This window comes from Rhizorhabdus sp. P4_G6, from assembly GCF_056401045.1.
In genome coordinates this window covers 14,620-31,589 of sequence record NZ_JBFUKC010000011.1, presented here as the reverse complement: position 1 = coordinate 31,589, position 16,970 = coordinate 14,620, and the positions used below count along the sequence as shown (strand labels likewise).

16 protein-coding genes are annotated in these 16,970 nt (G+C 66.4%); 5 read left to right on the top strand and 11 right to left on the bottom strand.

The window, feature by feature from the left end; translation table 11 throughout:
• Positions 1–4 precede the first annotated feature (4 nt).
• From AC1DPF_RS12515 to AC1DPF_RS12505, 3 genes are all read right to left on the bottom strand, one after another.
• On the bottom strand, positions 5–1,798 hold the full coding sequence (locus AC1DPF_RS12515; RefSeq protein WP_477961669.1) for an acyl-CoA dehydrogenase C-terminal domain-containing protein: 1,794 nt from the start codon (positions 1,796–1,798) through the stop codon (positions 5–7).
• Positions 1,799–1,930: 132 nt separating this feature from the next.
• Complete coding sequence (locus AC1DPF_RS12510; RefSeq protein WP_477872795.1) at positions 1,931–4,237, bottom strand: 3-hydroxyacyl-CoA dehydrogenase NAD-binding domain-containing protein; 2,307 nt, start codon at positions 4,235–4,237, stop codon at positions 1,931–1,933.
• Positions 4,238–4,239: 2 nt separating this feature from the next.
• A complete protein-coding gene (locus AC1DPF_RS12505) occupies positions 4,240–5,376 on the bottom strand; it encodes a thiolase family protein (protein WP_477961667.1) in 1,137 nt (378 codons plus the stop codon).
• 167 nt (positions 5,377–5,543) lie between these two features.
• Between AC1DPF_RS12505 and AC1DPF_RS12500 the strand changes: the two genes are divergently transcribed.
• The 5 genes from AC1DPF_RS12500 (at position 5,544) to AC1DPF_RS12480 (ending at position 10,020) form a co-directional block, all read left to right on the top strand.
• Entirely contained in the window at positions 5,544–5,948 is a 405-nt protein-coding gene (locus tag AC1DPF_RS12500; protein ID WP_477872792.1) for a DUF2147 domain-containing protein, read from the top strand.
• A gap of 32 nt (positions 5,949–5,980) precedes the next feature.
• Positions 5,981–7,291 carry an OmpP1/FadL family transporter gene (locus AC1DPF_RS12495; protein ID WP_477872790.1) on the top strand — a complete coding sequence of 437 codons (1,311 nt, stop codon included), beginning with the start codon at positions 5,981–5,983 and terminating at the stop codon, positions 7,289–7,291.
• Between the two features lie 85 nt (positions 7,292–7,376).
• Entirely contained in the window at positions 7,377–9,026 is a 1,650-nt protein-coding gene (locus AC1DPF_RS12490) for a long-chain-fatty-acid--CoA ligase (RefSeq protein WP_477961665.1), read from the top strand.
• 4 nt (positions 9,027–9,030) lie between these two features.
• Positions 9,031–9,441 carry a MerR family transcriptional regulator gene (locus AC1DPF_RS12485; protein WP_477872788.1) on the top strand — a complete coding sequence of 137 codons (411 nt, stop codon included), beginning with the start codon at positions 9,031–9,033 and terminating at the stop codon, positions 9,439–9,441.
• A 147-nt stretch (positions 9,442–9,588) separates the two neighbouring features.
• Positions 9,589–10,020: a c-type cytochrome gene (locus tag AC1DPF_RS12480; protein WP_477872786.1), complete on the top strand. Its 432-nt coding sequence runs from the start codon at positions 9,589–9,591 to the stop codon at positions 10,018–10,020.
• Positions 10,021–10,143: 123 nt separating this feature from the next.
• Here the strand turns inward: AC1DPF_RS12480 and AC1DPF_RS12475 are convergent, their stop codons facing one another.
• The 8 genes from AC1DPF_RS12475 to AC1DPF_RS12440 form a co-directional block, all read right to left on the bottom strand.
• A complete protein-coding gene (locus tag AC1DPF_RS12475) occupies positions 10,144–10,650 on the bottom strand; it encodes a L,D-transpeptidase family protein (RefSeq protein ID WP_477872784.1) in 507 nt (168 codons plus the stop codon).
• Positions 10,647–11,708 carry a GTP cyclohydrolase II gene (ribA, locus tag AC1DPF_RS12470; protein WP_477872782.1) on the bottom strand — a complete coding sequence of 354 codons (1,062 nt, stop codon included), beginning with the start codon at positions 11,706–11,708 and terminating at the stop codon, positions 10,647–10,649. Before ribA ends, AC1DPF_RS12475 begins: the two co-directional genes overlap by 4 nt.
• The gene (locus AC1DPF_RS12465; RefSeq protein ID WP_477872780.1) at positions 11,705–12,496 is read right to left on the bottom strand and encodes an exodeoxyribonuclease III; all 792 of its coding nucleotides are present in this window, start codon (positions 12,494–12,496) and stop codon (positions 11,705–11,707) included. The genes ribA and AC1DPF_RS12465 overlap by 4 nt, the downstream gene beginning before the upstream one ends.
• An 84-nt stretch (positions 12,497–12,580) precedes the next feature.
• On the bottom strand, positions 12,581–13,273 hold the full coding sequence (locus AC1DPF_RS12460; protein ID WP_477961663.1) for an endonuclease/exonuclease/phosphatase family protein: 693 nt from the start codon (positions 13,271–13,273) through the stop codon (positions 12,581–12,583).
• Positions 13,274–13,425: 152 nt separating this feature from the next.
• Complete coding sequence (locus AC1DPF_RS12455) at positions 13,426–14,874, bottom strand: ammonium transporter (RefSeq protein ID WP_477961661.1); 1,449 nt, start codon at positions 14,872–14,874, stop codon at positions 13,426–13,428.
• 14 nt (positions 14,875–14,888) lie between these two features.
• Positions 14,889–15,227, bottom strand: coding sequence for a P-II family nitrogen regulator (locus AC1DPF_RS12450; protein WP_477872774.1), 339 nt, complete (start codon positions 15,225–15,227; stop codon positions 14,889–14,891).
• A 198-nt stretch (positions 15,228–15,425) separates the two neighbouring features.
• A complete protein-coding gene (locus AC1DPF_RS12445; protein ID WP_477961657.1) occupies positions 15,426–15,977 on the bottom strand; it encodes a DUF924 family protein in 552 nt (183 codons plus the stop codon).
• Positions 15,974–16,807, bottom strand: a complete 834-nt coding sequence (locus AC1DPF_RS12440) for a patatin-like phospholipase family protein (RefSeq protein ID WP_477961655.1) — start codon at positions 16,805–16,807, stop codon at positions 15,974–15,976. Before AC1DPF_RS12440 ends, AC1DPF_RS12445 begins: the two co-directional genes overlap by 4 nt.
• Between the last annotated feature and the right edge of the window lie 163 nt (positions 16,808–16,970).

Genomic DNA, 16,970 nt, shown 5'->3' with positions numbered 1-16,970 from the left:
GCCCTCAGAACGCCGCTTCCGGCAGCTCCATCATCGAACCCTTCCCCGCCTTGATCGCGGAGAACAGCCCCGCCGCCTGCGGCAGGATGCGTTCGTAGAAGAAACGCACCGTGACCAGCTTGGCGGCGTAGAAGCCGTCGGGATCCTGCCCCGTCATAGCCTTCATGCCGGCGACCTTGGCCGATCGGGCAAAGAGATAGGCGATCGCCACGAGGCCGAGCAGCCGCAGATAATCCGATGAGGCAGCGCCGGCTTCCTCGGGATCGGCCATGCCCTTCTGCGCGATCGTCGCGGTCGCCAGCTGGAGCGCGCCAAATGCCTTCTCCAGTCCGCCGACCAGCTCGCCCATGCCGGGCACCGCCTTGTGCCGCTCGATGAACTCGGACACGGGGTGGAAGAAGGCGCGCAGATAGCGGCCGCCGTGCGCCGGCAGCTTGCGGCCGACCAGATCGAGCGCCTGCACCCCGTTGGTGCCCTCGTAGATCATCGCGATACGGGCATCGCGGGCATATTGCTCGACACCATGCTCCCGGATGTAGCCATGGCCGCCATAGACCTGGACGCCGAGTTGCGCCGCCTCATGGCCGAAATCGGTGAGCAGCGCCTTGACCACCGGGGTCATCAGCGCGGTGAGGTCCTCGGCGCGCTGGCGCACGTCGGGATCGGGCGAATGACGCTCGGCATCGAGCGCGCGGGCGATCCAGATGCTCAGCGCACGCCCGCCCTCGCTATAGGCGCGCATCGTCATCAGCATGCGGCGGACATCGGGATGGACGATGATCGGATCGGCGGGGAGGTCGGGCCGCTTGGGACCGGAGAGCGCGCGGCCCTGCAGCCGATCCTTGGCATAGGCGACGGCACTCTGATAGGCGGCGGTGCCGATGCCCAATCCCTGTACACCGACCGAAACGCGCTCGGTGTTCATCATCGTGAACATCGCGGCGAGGCCCTGATTGGGTTCACCGACCAGCCAGCCGCTCGCATCGTCGAAGCTGATCTGGCAGGTCGCCGACGCCCTGATCCCCATCTTGTGCTCGATGCCGGTGCACGACACGCCGTTCGACGGCCCGACCGAACCGTCCGGCTTCGGCAGATATTTGGGGACGACGAACAGGCTGATCCCCTTCACGCCCTTCGGCGCATCGGGCAGGCGCGCGAGGACGAGGTGGATGATGTTCTCGGTCAGGTCGTGGTCGCCCGCCGAGATGAAGATCTTGTTGCCCGTGATCCTGTAGCTGCCGTCATCCTGCGGCACCGCCTTGGTGCGCAGCAAGCCCAGGTCGGTGCCGCAATGCGGCTCCGTCAGGCACATCGTGCCCGACCAGACGCCCGACACCATTTTGGGCAGGAAACGCTCCTGCAATTCGGGCGTGGCATGGCTCTTCAGCGCGGTGGCGCCGCCATGGGTCAGGCCCGGATAGAGGCCGAAGGAGACATTCGCCGCGCTGATCATTTCCTCGACCAGCTTGTTCACGGTCTCGGGCAGGCCCTGGCCACTCCATTTCGGATCGCTCGCGAGCGCGCACCAGCCGCCGTCGCGGAACTGGGCATAGGCTTCCTTGAAGCCGGCGGGCGTGCGCACCACGCCATTTTCCCAGGTGCAGCCTTCGAGATCGCCGCTGGCGTTGAGCGGAAGCAGCACGTCCTGCGCAAGCTTGGCCGCCTCGTCGATCACCGCGTCGATCAGATCGGGCGTGAACTCGGCATGGGCCGGAATGCCGCCGAAGCCGTCGGCATCGTCGAACAGCTCGTGGATGACGAAGCGCATGTCGCGCAGCGGGGCCTCATAGACTTGCATCTGTCTTCTCCATCCTAACCCCCCTCCCCTTCAGGGGAGGGGCAGGGGGTGGGGCCTCACCCCAAGCACCAGTCCCGAGGAGGATAGGCCCCACCCCAACCCCTCCCCTGAAGGGGAGGGGTTTTTTGTTGCTCAATTCCGCAGCGGCTTGCCGGTCGCGAGCATCGTCTCCACCCGGGCGATGGTGCGCGGATCGCGAATTCGCTGCATGAAGGCCGCGCGTTCCAGGCCCAGCATCTGCTCCTCGGTCACCACGTCTACCAAGTCGGCATCGCCACCGGTGAGCACGGTCGCCAGGGCGTCCGAGACCACCATGTCATAGTCGGTCGCCACGCCACGCTTGTGGAAGCCCTCTGCCGCCATGCCGAGCGCGACGCGGCCACTTTCGCCCGGCAGGCGGAACTCGGGCGGCTTCGGCGGTTGATAGCCATCGACGAGTGCCAGCGCCTTCGCCTTGGCATCGGCGAGCAGCCGGTCGCGGTTCATCGTGATGCCGTCGGACGGCCGCAGGAACAGAAGCTCCTTCGCTTCGGCGGCCGACTTGGCGACGGTGGCCGTCGAGATGATCTCGAAGGTCCTGGCCACGGCGGGCATCGGGCCCTTCGGCAGCACGCCCGCCTTGACCCAACGGTCGATCATCTCGCCGCAGCCGCCCCAGCCGGGGACGATGCCGACGCCGCATTCAACCAGGCCGACATAGGTTTCGGCGTGCGCCTGGATCGCATCGGAATGGAGCAATATCTCGCAGCCGCCGCCGAGCGCCATGCCGGCCGGTGCCGAAACTACCGGAAAAGGTGAGTATTTCAGCGCCTTATAGGCCTGTTGGCCGCCCGCGACGAGCTTGTCGATCTCGCCCCACGCGGCGATGTTCAGCGCGAACAGCGCCAGGCCGAGATTGGCGCCCGCCGAAAAATTGCTGCCCTCATTGTATACCACCAGCGCCTTCATCGAGCCTGCGACATGCGCGACGGATTGGCCGAGCAGCTTGAGGGTGTCGCCGTCGAGCGCATTCATCTTCGAGCTGAACTCGAAGCAGGCCACCCCGTCGCCGATGTCCCACAATGCCGCGGAGCCGTTCTTCATGATCGGCTTCGACGCACGCTTGACGTCCTCGAGGAGCACCACGCCCTCGGCTCGCACGACATCATGATAGTCGCCATCGAGCCCGAGATATTGGCGCCTGCCGCCCTCGATCCGGTAGAAGCTGCGATCACCGGCCAGCGCCAGGATCGAGGGCACCGGCCTGCCCTCGTCGGCGAGGCGCTTCGCGAAGGCCGCGGCGCCGAGTTGATCGATCAGCTCGAACGGGCCATATTTCCAATTGTAGCCAAGCTTCATCGCCGCATCGATCGCGACGATATCGTCGGCGATCGTGCCGGCGAGGCTCGCGGCATAGGCCAGCACCTGACCCAGTACGGCCCAGGCGAAATCCCCGGTCGGCCCGGGCGTGGCAACGAGTGCGGCGAGGCCGGCGCGCGGCACGCTGGCCTTGATCGCCGGACGGTATTGGCCGGTGGCGAGGTCGATCGCCTCTTTGCGCTTCCCGGCCTCCCGGTTGATCCGGTAGAAGCCGCCCTTGCCCTTGCGGCCGGTATAGCCGTCGGCGATCATCCTTTCGATCAACGGCGTCGGCCGAACGCTGGCATGGAAGGCGTCGCCGGCCGGCAAGGTCGCGCTCATGCTTTTCTGAAGCAGGGGCATCAGGTCGATGCCGACCAGATCGACCAGCCCGAAGATCGCCGTCTTGGGGACGCCCATCGGCTGGCCGCCGATGGCATCGGCCTCCTCGACGGTCAGGCCGAGATCCATCGCCGCGTTGATCGCCACCTGCAGCCAGTAGGTGCCGATCCGGTTGGCGATGAAGCCGGGCGTGTCGTGGGTGCGGACGACGCTCTTGCCCATGGCCCGGTCGACGAAGCCGGCGACCATGGCCGCCGTCTCCGCATCGGTCTTCGGGCCGGTGACCAGTTCGAGCAGCCGCATATAGCGCGGCGGGTTGAAGAAATGGGTGATCATGAAGTCGGCGGCGAACGCCTCCGACCGGCCGTCGATCAGCTGTGCGAGCGGGATGGTCGAAGTGTTCGACGAGATCGCCGTGCCGGCTTTTCGAACCTGCTCGAGCTTCGCGTAGAGGCCCTGCTTGATCTCGAGCCGCTCGATCACCGCCTCGACGATCCAGTCGCATTCGGCGACCCTGGCGAGGTCGTCCTCGATATTGCCGGTCTCGACCAGCTTCGCGGCCGCCTTCGACATGAACGGTGCGGGCTCGGCCTTCTGCATCTTCGCGACCGCGCCCTCGGCGATCGCGTTGCGATTTGCCCCATCCTTCGGGACGATGTCGAGCAGCAGCACCGGGACTCCGGCGTTCGCGACCTGCGCGGCGATTCCCGCGCCCATCGTGCCGGCGCCGATGACGCAGACTTTCCGGATCGGCTCCATGATCACACCGCCTCGAGGATGGTGGCGATGCCCTGCCCGCCGCCGATGCACTGGGTCGCCAGCGCATATCGGCCGCCCTCGCGCTTCAACAGCGACGCGGCCTTGCCGACGATGCGCGCTCCGGTGGCGCCGAGCGGATGGCCGATCGCGATCGCGCCGCCGTCGAGGTTGACGGTCGCGGGGTCGAGCCCGAGTTCGTTGCTGCAGGCGAGGGCCTGGCTGGCGAAGGCTTCGTTGAGTTCGACGACGCCGAGATCGCCGACGGCGAGGCCCGCCCGCTCGAGCGCCTTGCGCGATGCCGAGACCGGGCCGATGCCCATGATCTCGGGCTCGCAGCCCGACACCGCGACGCTCCTGATCCGCGCGAGGATGGCAAGGCCGTTGGCCTTCGCATAGTCCTCGCTCGTCACCAGTACCGCCGCCGCGCCGTCGGTCAGCGGCGACGAGGTGCCGGCGGTGACCGTGCCATTCTGGTCGAAGGCAGGCTTCAGGGCGGCAAGCGCCTCGGCCGTGGTACCGGGGCGCAGCACGCCGTCCAGATCGACCAGGCCCTTCTTCGTCCTGATCGGGACGATCTCGTCGGCCAGCCTGCCGCCGTCGCGCGCGGCAGCGGCCTTCTTCTGGCTTTCGAGGGCGAAGGCTTCCTGGGCGGCACGCGGGATCTGGAACTGGGTGGCGACATTCTCGGCGGTGTCGCCCATGCCGATATAGGCTCCCGGCCGCTTCTTCGCGAGTTCGGGGCTGGGCAGCGGGTTATAGCCCATCATCGGCACCCGGCTCATGCTCTCCACGCCCGCGCAGATGAACACCTCGCCCGCGCCGATCGCGATCTGGCCCGCGGCGATATGGATGGCGCTCATCGACGATCCGCAGAAACGGTTCACCGTCATGCCGCCGACCTTGATCGGAAGATCGGCGAGCAATCCGATCAGCCGTGCGACGTTGAGCCCCTGCTCCCCCTCGGGGAAGGCGCAGCCCAGGACGATGTCCTCGATGTCGTCGGGCTTGATGCCGCTTCGCTCGATCAGCCCGCGAATCACCTGCGCGGCGAGATCGTCGGGCCGGACGCGGGCGAGATCGCCCTTGCCGGCAAGATGGAAGGGCGAACGCGCATAGCCTGCGATCACGGCACTTGGCATCGGACTCCGTCTCCTTGGCGCGGCTTTTCTGCAACAGCCGCAGATGAATTGCCTTATGGGTATGAAGATTACCCTATACGTTAATATCTTTTTGTGCAATCCATGTTGCACCACGAAGCACGACCCGATCGCAGCATCGGGCGGCTCGCAGGAGGATGAGCAGGGCAATGACGATCATGCTTATGGCGTTGGCCATGGCGGCGGGTGCGAGCCCGGACGCGGTGGTCGGCCGATGGAAAACCGAGACCCGCAACGGCATCGTGGAGATTGCCCGCTGCGGCACCTCCCTCTGCGGGAAGCTGGTGACGTCGGACGGCATCGCCGCCAATCCCGCGATAAAGGACGTCAACAACAAGGACGAGAAGCTGCGTGGCCGCGCGCTCAAGGGTCTCCAGATCCTGGGCGGCTTCAGCTTCAAGGACGGAGTCTGGAACGACGGCACGATCTACAATGCCGAGGACGGCAAGATCTATGATGCGCGGATCACTCCGGTGGACGCCAACACATTGAAGCTGAGGGGCTGCATATTCGTGCCCTTGTGCAAGAACCAGACCTGGACCCGCGTGCGCTGAGACGCACCGAGACAAGAGAGGAACGACACCCGATGACCATGTTTTCCCTTCGCCGCATCGCCCTGGCCGGTGCCGCATCGACCGTTGCGCTGGCGGGCGCCGGCGCTGCCCATGCGTCGGCCTTCTATCTGCAGGAACAGTCGGTGCGCGCCGCCGGCCGCGCCTTTTCGGGCGAAGCCGCCGACCAGGGCGCCGCTTCGCTGTGGTGGAACCCGGCCGCCGGCGCGGGCAACGCCACCAGCACCGTCTATGCCGGCGTCGCCGCGATCCTGCCCAAGGGCGATGTCCGCAACAACGGAACGCTGATCGTCCGCCCCGGCCAGGCGCCGGCACCGGTCGGCGGCGAACAGGTTTCCGTCAACCCGCTCAAGAAGGGCGTGCTGCCGTCGGGCGCGGCGTCGTGGAAAGTGAACGACCAGTTCGCCGTCGGCCTGGCCATCACCGCACCGTTCAGCTTCATGACCAACTATAATGGCACGAGCTGGGCGCGCTACACAGCCGACAAGACGCGGCTGACGACCTTCGACGTCCAGCCGTCGATCGCCTTTGCGCCGTCGCCCGTCTTCGGGATCGGCATCGCCCTCAATGCCGAGCACAGCAAGGCGTCCTTGTCGAACTCGCTGCCCAACCTGTCGCCGCTGCTTCCGGATGGACACCAGACGCTGCGCGGCAAGGGCTGGGACTTCGGCTATAGCGTGGGCGTGCAGATCCACCCCAGCGAGATGATCGACCTGGGCTTCGCCTATAAATCCTCGATCAAGCATGTCCTGAAGGGCAATGTGACCACGGCTGGCCTGCTGGGCCCGCTTGCCGGATCGAACGGCACGATCAACAACATCAAGGCGAAGTTCCGGACGCCGTGGCAGGCGATCGCCAGCGTGCGCGTCCATGCGACCGAAGCGCTGACCCTGAACGGCCAGGTCGTCCGCGCCGGCTGGAACAAGTTCGATGCGATCCGGCTCGGCGCGCCGCTCAACGCTGCCCTGCCGCAAAATTACAAGAACAGCTGGAGCGTCGCGGGCGGCGTCGACTATGCGGTAACCCCGGCCTGGACGATGCGGACCGGCGTCCAGTGGGACGAGACCCCGACGCGCGACGGCTTCCGTGATGCGCGGGTGCCCGATGCCAGCCGCATCAATTTCGCGCTCGGCACCTCCTATGCGATCACCGAGACGATCACGCTCGACGCCGCGGCAAACTATGTCGATTTCAAGGACGCATCGATCGACCGCATTACGGCCGCTTATGCCGGCACACCCGTACAGACCCCGATCCTGACCAACGGCCAGCTGCACAACGCTCGCGCGATCATCCTCGCGCTGGGCGGGCGCATGAGCTTCTAAGGAGAATCGGACCTTGTCCCCCGGCGGCACCGCGGTTGATCCCCCTCCCCCCGATCGCGGCGCCGCACCCTCGATCGGCGGGGACGTGCCAGCGTCCCCGCCGATCCCCCCGCGCAGGCTGACCGAGCTTATCGAGGCCGCGGTGCGCGATCATAGCGCGCGGACCGCGATCGATTTCCTGGGCCGGCGCTGGAGCTATGGCGAGATCGGCGCGCAGATCGACCAAGTCGCAGCCGGCCTGCAGGCGATGGGCGTCAGCCCGGGCGTGCGGTTCGGCCTATGCCTGCCGAACACGCCTTATTTCGTGGTGCTCTACTTTGCCGCGCTGCGGTGCGGGGCGACGATCGTCAACTTCAACCCGCTCTATGTCGAGCACGAGCTGCGCCACCAGATTCGCGACTCCGGCACGACGATCATGGCGGTGCCGGACGTGACGGCGATACACGCGAAGGTCGCCGCCATCGCTGCCGAGTGCGGCCTGGAGAAGATCATCGTCTGCCCGATGGCGGATGTCATGCCGCCGCTGCTGTCGATCGCCTACCGGCTGGTCAAGCGCCGCGACATTGCGCGCTGGCCCCGTGACGCCCGCCATGTCGCGTTCTCAAGCCTGGCAACCAGCCGCGCCACATTCCGGCCGGTGCCGATTGCCGCCGATGACGTCGCCGTGCTTCAATATACCGGCGGCACCACCGGCGTGCCCAAGGCGGCGATGCTCACCCACGCCAACCTGACCGCGAACAGCCGCCAGATGGTGCTCCATGTCCACGACGACACCGAGCGGCAGGACCGGATCATGGGCGTGCTTCCCATGTTCCATGTCTTCGCGCTGACGACGGTGCTCAACTTCGGCGTCGACACCGCCGCCGAGATGATCCTGCTGCCGCGCTTCGAATTGAAGCAGTTCCTCAAGACGGTGAAACGGACCCGCCCCACCAAGCTGCTGGCCGTGCCGACCATGCTGACCGCGATCAACAAGGCAGCGGCGGAACAGCCCGTCCATTTCGAGGATCTCGATTATTGCGTCTCGGGCGGCGCCCCGCTGCCGTTCGACGTCCGCACGGAGTTCGAGCGGCTGACCGGCGCGCGCGTCGTCGAAGGCTATGGCCTGTCGGAGACCTCGCCGATCCTCACCTGCAATCCCGCCGATGGCGTCGTCAAGGACAACAGCGCCGGCATCCCCTTCCCGGCCACCGTCATCGAGATCCGTAGCCTCGAAGACCCGCACCGGCTGATGCCGACCGGCGAGCGCGGCGAGGTCTGCGCACGCGGGCCGCAGGTGATGAAGGGCTACTGGAACAAACCCGAAGAGACCGCGAAGGTCTTCGTCGACGGTGCGCTGCGCACCGGCGACATCGGCTATCTCGACGCCGACGGCTATCTGTTCCTGGTCGACCGGATCAAGGACGTCATCATCTGCGGCGGCTATAATGTCTATCCGCGGATGATCGAGGAAGCGCTCTACGATCATCCCGCCATACTCGAGGCGGTGGCGATCGGCGTGCCCGACGAATATCGCGGCCAGGCGCCCAAGGCGTTCGTCGTGCTGCGCCCCGGCCGGCAGGAGACGGCCGAGGCCTTGCACGATTTCCTTACGACGCGCCTTTCGAAGATCGAAATGCCGCGCGAGATCGAAATCCGCCAGAGCCTGCCCAAGACGCTGATCGGCAAGCTGTCCAAGAAGGAACTGGTGGCCGAGGAAGCCGCCAGGGCCGCCGGCGCCCGAACGACAGGCTGAGACGATGGCAAAGGGGGAATCGTCCGGCGACGACGACGGCCGGCAGCTTCGCGCCATCCAGGATGTCGCGACCGAGCTCGGCATAACGACCCGGACAATCCGCTTCTACGAAGACAAGGGCCTGCTGGAACCCCAGCGGATCGGTACGATGCGGGTCTATTCGCGGCGCGAGGTGGGGCGGCTCCAGCTGATCCTGCGTGGCAAGCGGCTCGGCTTCAGCCTGCGCCAGATCAAGGAGTTTCTCGACCTGTACGAGGTCGACAGCCGGCATCTTGAGCAGACGCGTCGGCTGCTGGCGCGGGTAAGCGAGCGCATGGAGGCGCTCGAAGCGCAGCGCGAGGCGCTCGACCAGACGCTCGGCGAGCTGCGGGACATTGCCAGCGAATGCCGGGAGCGCATCGCCCAGGCGGATTGAATCCGGTGCTGACCGAACCGGATGGCCGCATCTATCTTGCCGGCGAGGATATGCGCTATATCGCGGCTGGCGGGCGGACGCCTTCGAAAACGCGTGGCAGCAGGTCGAACGGCCCCGCGCAGGGGCGACCAAGGGATGATGATGCCGATGCGTTATGGGATTTGCCTGCCGCTGTTCATGGCCACCATCGCAGCGGCCGCCATCGCCCAGACCAGCCACGAACCGACAGTGGCGGCGCTCCCGGCCGCCGCACTCGATCCGACGCAGAGCTTCAGCGATAATTGCGCCGCATGCCATCAGGAAGACGGCAAGGGCATCGAAGGCGCCTTCCCGGCGCTGGCGGGCGACGCCTTCGTGCTCGGGCCGGCCGCCGCGCCGATCCATGTCATATTGGAGGGGCGGGGCGGCATGCCCTCCTTCAAGGCCGACCTGACCGACGCGCAGATCGCTGCCGTCCTGAGCCATGTCCGCACCAGCTGGGGCAACAAGGCCGCGCCGGTCGCTGCGGCCGAGGTGGCGCAATTGCGCAACCGCGAGGCGCCCAAGGCCGACGACGGCAAAATCATTTCCGCACACTGATCCGATACCAGGGCGATTGCCATGACGACCAGGATGCTCGCCGCCATGTGAGGGCGGCGAAATGGTCGCCATCGATCGCATCATCGGGAGGCGCTGCGGGGCGACGATGGAAAGGACTGGCAGTCAGGCAATCTCGACGGCATCCCCCGGCCCCAGCCGCGCAACCAGCGCCAGCAATTCCGCCTTGTCGATCGCCACGCAGCCTTCGGTCGGCCGCCCCTCCCCGCAATGCAGGAAGATCGCGCTGCCCCGCCCGTCGACCGGCGGGGCGTCGTTATGGCCGAGCACCATGATCACATCGTAGAGCCCATCCTCCCGCACGAGCCGCTCCGCCGAGAAGCTGTGCGGGTGCCGCACCGGCCGGTTATATTGCGGATCCCCGACCCCGTCCGACCAGCCGTCATCCTCACGCACCCAGCGCCACGGCAGCCGCATGCCATCCGGGGGCGTTGCCCGGCCCGGCCCGAACAGCACCGCCCGGATCGGCCATGTCCCGAGCGGCGTCATGCCGTCGCCCTCGCGCTTGTCCGCAGCCGGGCACGCCCCCGAGCGGCCGATCGTGCAGGCGACCGTCATGCCGGCCGGACCGGTGAGAGTCAGCGCGACGCTATCGACGCGGACGACGCTCACAGGACATGGCCGGTTCGATCGCGCTTGGTGGCGAGATAGGCGCTGTTATGGGGGTTTTCCCCCAGCTTGTGCGGTACCCGCTCGACCACCGCCACCCCAGCCGCTTCCAGCCCAGACACCTTGAGCGGGTTGTTCGTCATCAGCCGCACGCTGAGTTGGCCGAGCAGCGCCAGCATCCGTGCCGCCACCCGAAAATCACGCTCGTCGACGCCGAACCCCAGGCGCAGATTGGCATCGACGGTGTCGAAGCCCTGGTCCTGCAGCGCATAGGCCCTGAGCTTGTTGATCAGCCCGATGCCGCGCCCTTCCTGGCGCAGATAGAGCAGGATGCCCCAGTTCGCCTCGGTCATGGCCTGGAGCGCGCCCGCCAGCTGGGGGCCGCAGTCGCATTTGAGCGAGCCGAGCACGTCACCGGTCAGGCATTCGCTGTGCAGCCGCACCAGCGGCGGCGTGCCATCGGGCTTGCCGATGATCAGCGCGACATGCTCGGCCGCATCGGCGACGTGACGGAAGGCGACGATCTCGGCCTTGTCGGCCACCGCCACCGGCAGCCGCGCCTGCGACGCGATGACGAGATGGGCGGGATCTTCGTAATCGTCGAGCGCGCCGGCCTCGACCTCCGCCTCGACCGGCCCGTCGGATCGCACAAACAGGGCGGGCAGCAGCCCGGCCAGCCGTGCGAGCCGAAGCGCGGCGGCAGCGGCCTCCGGCGCAGCCACCGCCTTTGCGCGGAACGGACCTTTCAACGGCGTCGCGAGATCCTGGACCGGATCGGCCAGCGCGGTCGCGGTCGGCAAGTCGAGCCAGGGCACCCGCTCGACCAGCGCCGGGCAGGCCGGGCTTGCCGCCTCGCGCTGATTGGCGAGGTGCAGCGTCGCCGCACGCGCCGCCGACAGCAGCACGTCGGCGGGGCTGTCGGCATCGAATTCGGCAAGGGTCACGTCATTGGCGGTCTCGATCGCGAGCACCACCACCCGGCCGCCGTCCGACCTCACGGCCACGGGCCAGCCCCGCTTGAGCGCGTCGATCGCGCGCGCCGCGGATCGGGCGGCGCTCACACGTCGAGCTCGGTGATGAGCGGGATATGATCGGAGGGCTTGATCCAGGAGCGGCAGGGCTCGCAGATATAATGATCTGTGGCGAGCTTCGCGACCTCCGGGCTCGCCCACATATGATCGAGCCGGCGGCCGCGATCCGATGCCGCCCAATCCTGCGCGCGATAGCTCCACCAGGTGTAGAGCCGCGCCGGCGGCGGCACGAAGCGGCGGCCGAGATCGACCCAGTCGTGGCTGGCCTGAAGGCGGTTGAGCGTCTCGACCTCGATCGGGGTGTGGCTGACCACGTCGAGCAGTTGCTTGTGGCTCCAAACGTCGCATTCGAGCGGCGCGATGTTGAAGTCGCCGACCAGCAGCGTCGGCTCGGCAAGCTCCTCCGACCAGCGGATCATCCGGCCGAGGAAATCGAGCTTCTGCCCGAACTTCGGATTGGCCTCCCGATCGGGAATGTCGCCGCCGGCCGGCACATAGACATTCTCGAGCCGGATGCCGCAATCGAGGCGCACCCCGACATGCCGTGCCTCGCCATTGTCCTGCCAGTCGTGGCGGCCATGATCGCGGAGCGGCAGCTTGGAGATGATCGCGACGCCGTGGTGCATCGGCTGGCCGTTGATCTCGAAATGGGAATAGCCGATGTCGCGGAACATCTGGAACGGGAAGGTATCGTCGCGAACCTTGGTTTCCTGCAGGCACAGGATATCGATCTGCTGCTCGAGCAGGAACTGACGCACGATATCGATCCGCGCGCGAACCGAGTTGATGTTCCAGGAGGCGATCTTGAGCTTTGCCATGGTTCGGCGATGTAGCGGCGTGGTTTGACGAGCGCCAGTGGGCGAAGCTCATAAGCCGCGCCGTTTCGAAGGAGGGTGCCGCCGCTACTGGTGCTTCAGCCGTGCCCATACCGGCAGGTGATCGGACGCCAGCCGCGCCCGCTCGCTGACATGCACTCCGCAGGCGACCAAGTGCAGGTCGCGGGTCAGGATGATCCGGTCGAGGCAACCGACCGGGCGGCGGCTGTGATAGCTGCGTCCGGTCGGCGCGATATGATGGTCCGCGGCGAACTCGCGGATGCAGCCACCCTGGAGCGACCATTCGTTGAGGTCTCCCATCATCACGGTCGGCATCTTGCGCTTGCGGCGGCGGATATGGTCGATGATCGCGCGGACCTGGCGCCGCCGCCACAGCCCCGACAGGTCGAGATGCATGCCGATCACGCGCAGGTCATTGCCGCCGATGTTCAGCTCGGCCATCACGGCGCCGCGCGGCTCCAGCATGGGCAGCTCGATCGGCTGGTAATCGCCGATCTCGACCGCGTTGCGCACCAGGATGGCGTTGCCATGCCAGCCGATCCCGCCGGGGCGGATGTCGAACGGCACGGCCTTATATTCGCCCTGCTTGATCAGTTCGGTCGGCAAGGCGCTCTGCTTCGCCCCGAAGCGGCGATCGGCCTCCTGCAGCGCGACGATGTCGGCATGCACCTCGTGCAGCACGTCGAGGATGCGATCGGGCCTGCGCCTGCGGTCTGTGCCGAGGCCCTTGCGGATATTGTAGCTCGCGACGGTGATCATAGTCCGGTCATTACGCTTTCACACGTGAAACGGCACCGCCGCGGAAAGAGGCATGAACAAAAAAAGGGCCGGAGGGTTGCCCCACCGGCCCCAGTGCGTTCGCAGGAGGAACGCCCGGAGGAGCCGCCCCGGATGGAGCGGCCCCAATTGCATCAGTAGTTGTAGGCCCGCTCGCCATGCTCGGCGATGTCGAGGCCTTCCAGCTCGACTTCGACCGAAGGGCGCAGCCCGATGGTCTTGTCGATGACGAAGAAGAGGACTGCCGACACGCCGCCCGACAGGACGAGAGTGAGGGCCACCGCCTTGAGCTGGGTGATGAACTGACCTGCCATGTCATAGGTGCCGGCAACGGCCGGGAACACGGTGTAGTCGAACCAGCCCTGGCCACCCAGCGCCGGATCGGCGACAATCGCCGTGCCGAGCGCACCGACGATACCGCCGATGCAGTGGACGCCGAACACGTCGAGCGAGTCGTCATAGCCGAGCTTGTTCTTCACCGTGGTGACGAAGAAGAAGCAGACGATCGAGACGACGACACCGAGCAGGATCGACGTGACCGGCGCGGCAAAGCCCGAAGCCGGGGTGATGGCGACGAGGCCGGCAACGGCACCCGAGGCAGCGCCCAGCAGCGAAGGCTTGCCGTGGATGAGCTGCTCGATCACCGCCCAGGCGACGGCCGCGGCAGCGGTTGCAACAAAGGTGTTGATGAAGGCGACCGCGGTGACACCGTTCGATTCCAGGTTGGAACCGGCGTTGAAACCGAACCAGCCTACCCACAGCAGCGAGGCGCCGATCATGGTCATGGTCAGCGAGTGCGGAGGCATCGGCTCCTTCTTGTAGCCGGTGCGCTTGCCGAGAACGAGGGCGCCGGCAAGGCCAGCGATGCCTGCGTTGATATGCACGACGGTGCCGCCGGCAAAGTCCAGACCGCCCCAGCCATAAATCAGGCCAACATCTTGGAAGGTGATGTTACCCGCGCCGTCCTTGACCACCGTATCAGCCAGGAAGTCCGGGCCGGCCCAGTACCAGACCATGTGCGCCATCGGGAAATAGACGATGGTGAGCCACAGGACCATGAACAGCATCAACGGCCAGAACTTCACGCGCTCGGCGAAGGCGCCGACGATCAGCGCCGGCGTGATGCAGGCGAAGGTCATCTGGAACACGACGTACGTATATTCCGGGATGTAGACGTTGTTCGAGAAGGTGGCGGCATAGGTCGACGCGTTCACGCCGGCCAGGAAGGCCTTGGAGAAGCCGCCGAAATAATGGTTTTCGCCGCCCGAGGTGAAGGCCATCGAATAGCCCCAGCCCACCCAGACGAGCGCCGCGATCGATACGATCATCAGCACCTGCATGAGCACCGAGAGCATGTTCTTGGTGCGGACGAGACCGCCGTAGAACAGCGCCAGTGCGGGAACCGACATCATCAGCACGAGCGCCGAGGAGATCAGCATCCAGGTGGTGTCACCCTTGTTGACCATGGTGGCCATCTGTTCGGTGGTCGGAGCCTTGACGAGGTCCGCGAAGGCCGGTGCTGCAGTCAGCGCGGACAGGACAAGGCCGCTTAGGCCCGCCCCGATCTTGGTTGAAAACTTCATGTGTCCCCCTTCTATCAGAGCGCGACGTCGTCGGTTTCGCCGGTGCGGATCCGCACCGCCTGCGCGACCTCGAGGACGAAGATCTTGCCGTCGCCGATGGCGCCGGTGTTAGCGGACTGCTGGATCGCTTCGACGACCCGGCCCGCCAGGTCGTCGGTGGTGGCCACCTCGACCTTGATCTTCGGAACCATATTGGTGCTGTATTCGGCGCCGCGGTAGATTTCCGTCTGGCCCTTCTGCCGCCCGAAGCCCTTGACCTCGGTAACGGTCATGCCCTGCACGCCCAGCGCGGACAGTGCTTCGCGCACCTCGTCCAGCTTGAACGGCTTGATGATGGCAATGACGAGTTTCATTCTGCCTCCCTATTTAGCCCGATTGTGCTTAGCAATAAGCGTGCCAACCACGAGCGCGCCTGGATTCACAGGTCCAATCCTCGCGGGTGCGGCAAAGCCGCGCAAACGACTCGGAGCGCTTTGATTAAAAGTTAAGCCGTGCCCTTTTTTTGGGCAGCGCCTTGCCCGGGCAATGGGTTCGCGCCGGGCCCCGCTCGCTTACCAGCCCCTGCTCAGCGCGATCGCGACATCCTCGCCGGGGCGGTCTGCGCGGCCGAGCGCCGCATTGCGCGCGGGAAAGCGGCCATAGCGCGCGATCATGTCATGGTGCTTGCGTGCGAAATCGAGCGAATTGGCATTCCCGAGCGCGGTGAACAGGATCAGCGACCGCTCCTGATCCGCCATCGACTCGCTGTGCTGGAGCGGCATGTAGAGGAAGCTGAGCTCATCCTCGCTCATCGCCTTGTCGAGGCCGCGATCGAGCGCGCCCCTGGCAATCGCGAGCGCAAGCGGATCGGTCGAGAAGGCATCGGCATGGCCGCGGAACATGTTGCGGGGAAACTGATCGAACAGGATCACGCCGGCGACCGCCTCGCGCGCCGATCCGAGGAAGCTTTCGGGGGCACGGCTGCGCCATTCCTCCCAGAGCGCCGCGAAACGCTCGACGATCGCAGCATCGGTGTCGGCCGAACGCACCCACCAGCGATCGGAACCGATCTCGCCGAACCAGAAATCGTGGACCAGGGCGGTGCCCTCTGCCGTGTCGGTCATCGCGCAGCCCTCATCCCCGAAGCGCGCGCCGCCAGCGCGCGGATGTCCTCGATCTTCTCGATCACCGAACGGCGGCCGATCGCGATAAGTTCATCGGCGCGGGTGAAATCATGGATCTCGACATGGCCGACCGGCAGGGTCAGCCCCAGATCGGGCGGATCGAGCGCCAGCGAATGGCGCGCCAATTCGGCCATCAGCAGCATCGTCGAGGCCCGCACCACCGCCAGCGAAGGATGGCTGCGCTTCGGCTGCGCACGGATTCCCGCGGTGACGCGACGGCCATGATAATCGCCCTGCAGGTTGACCGAAAGCACCGGCAGGTCCGGAGCGATCTGTCGCGCGGCGGCGACCGGCACCGGCATCACCACGCCGCCGTCTACCAGCACATGGCCGTCATATTGCACCGGCCGGAACAGGCCCGGAATGGCGATCGAGGCCATGATCGCCGGGTTGACCGGCCCGCGATCGATGACCAGCGGCTTTCCCGTGACAAGATCCGTCGCGACCGCCGCGGACGGAATCCACAGCTCCTGGAACTGCAGCCGCCCGAGGTGGAGTTCGAGATCGCGCAGGATGCCGCGGCCGCCCAGCATCGCCCCCGGCCGCATGTGGAGATCGAGATAGGACAGGACGCGCAGCCAGTTGGTCGAGCGGGCTATGCTTTCGAGCGCGTCGAGCTTGCCGGCCGCGAAGCAGACCGCCGCGAGCGCGCCGATCGAGGTGCCGGCCGCCGCGCGCACGGCTATGCCCTGGTCCTTCAGCTCGCGCAGGACACCGATATGCGCCCACCCGAGCGCGGCCCCACCTCCCAGCGCGACCGCGATGCCCATGGCTCAGGCCGCCATCGGACTTAAGGACATACCGTCATGCTGAACTTGTTTCAGCATCCACTCTTCCGCTCGGGGACGTCCAAGAGAGTGCGTAAAGCTCGTCGCAAGAGCCTCTGACGTTCCCCCGCCGCCTGGTGGATGCTGAAACGAGTTCAGCATGACG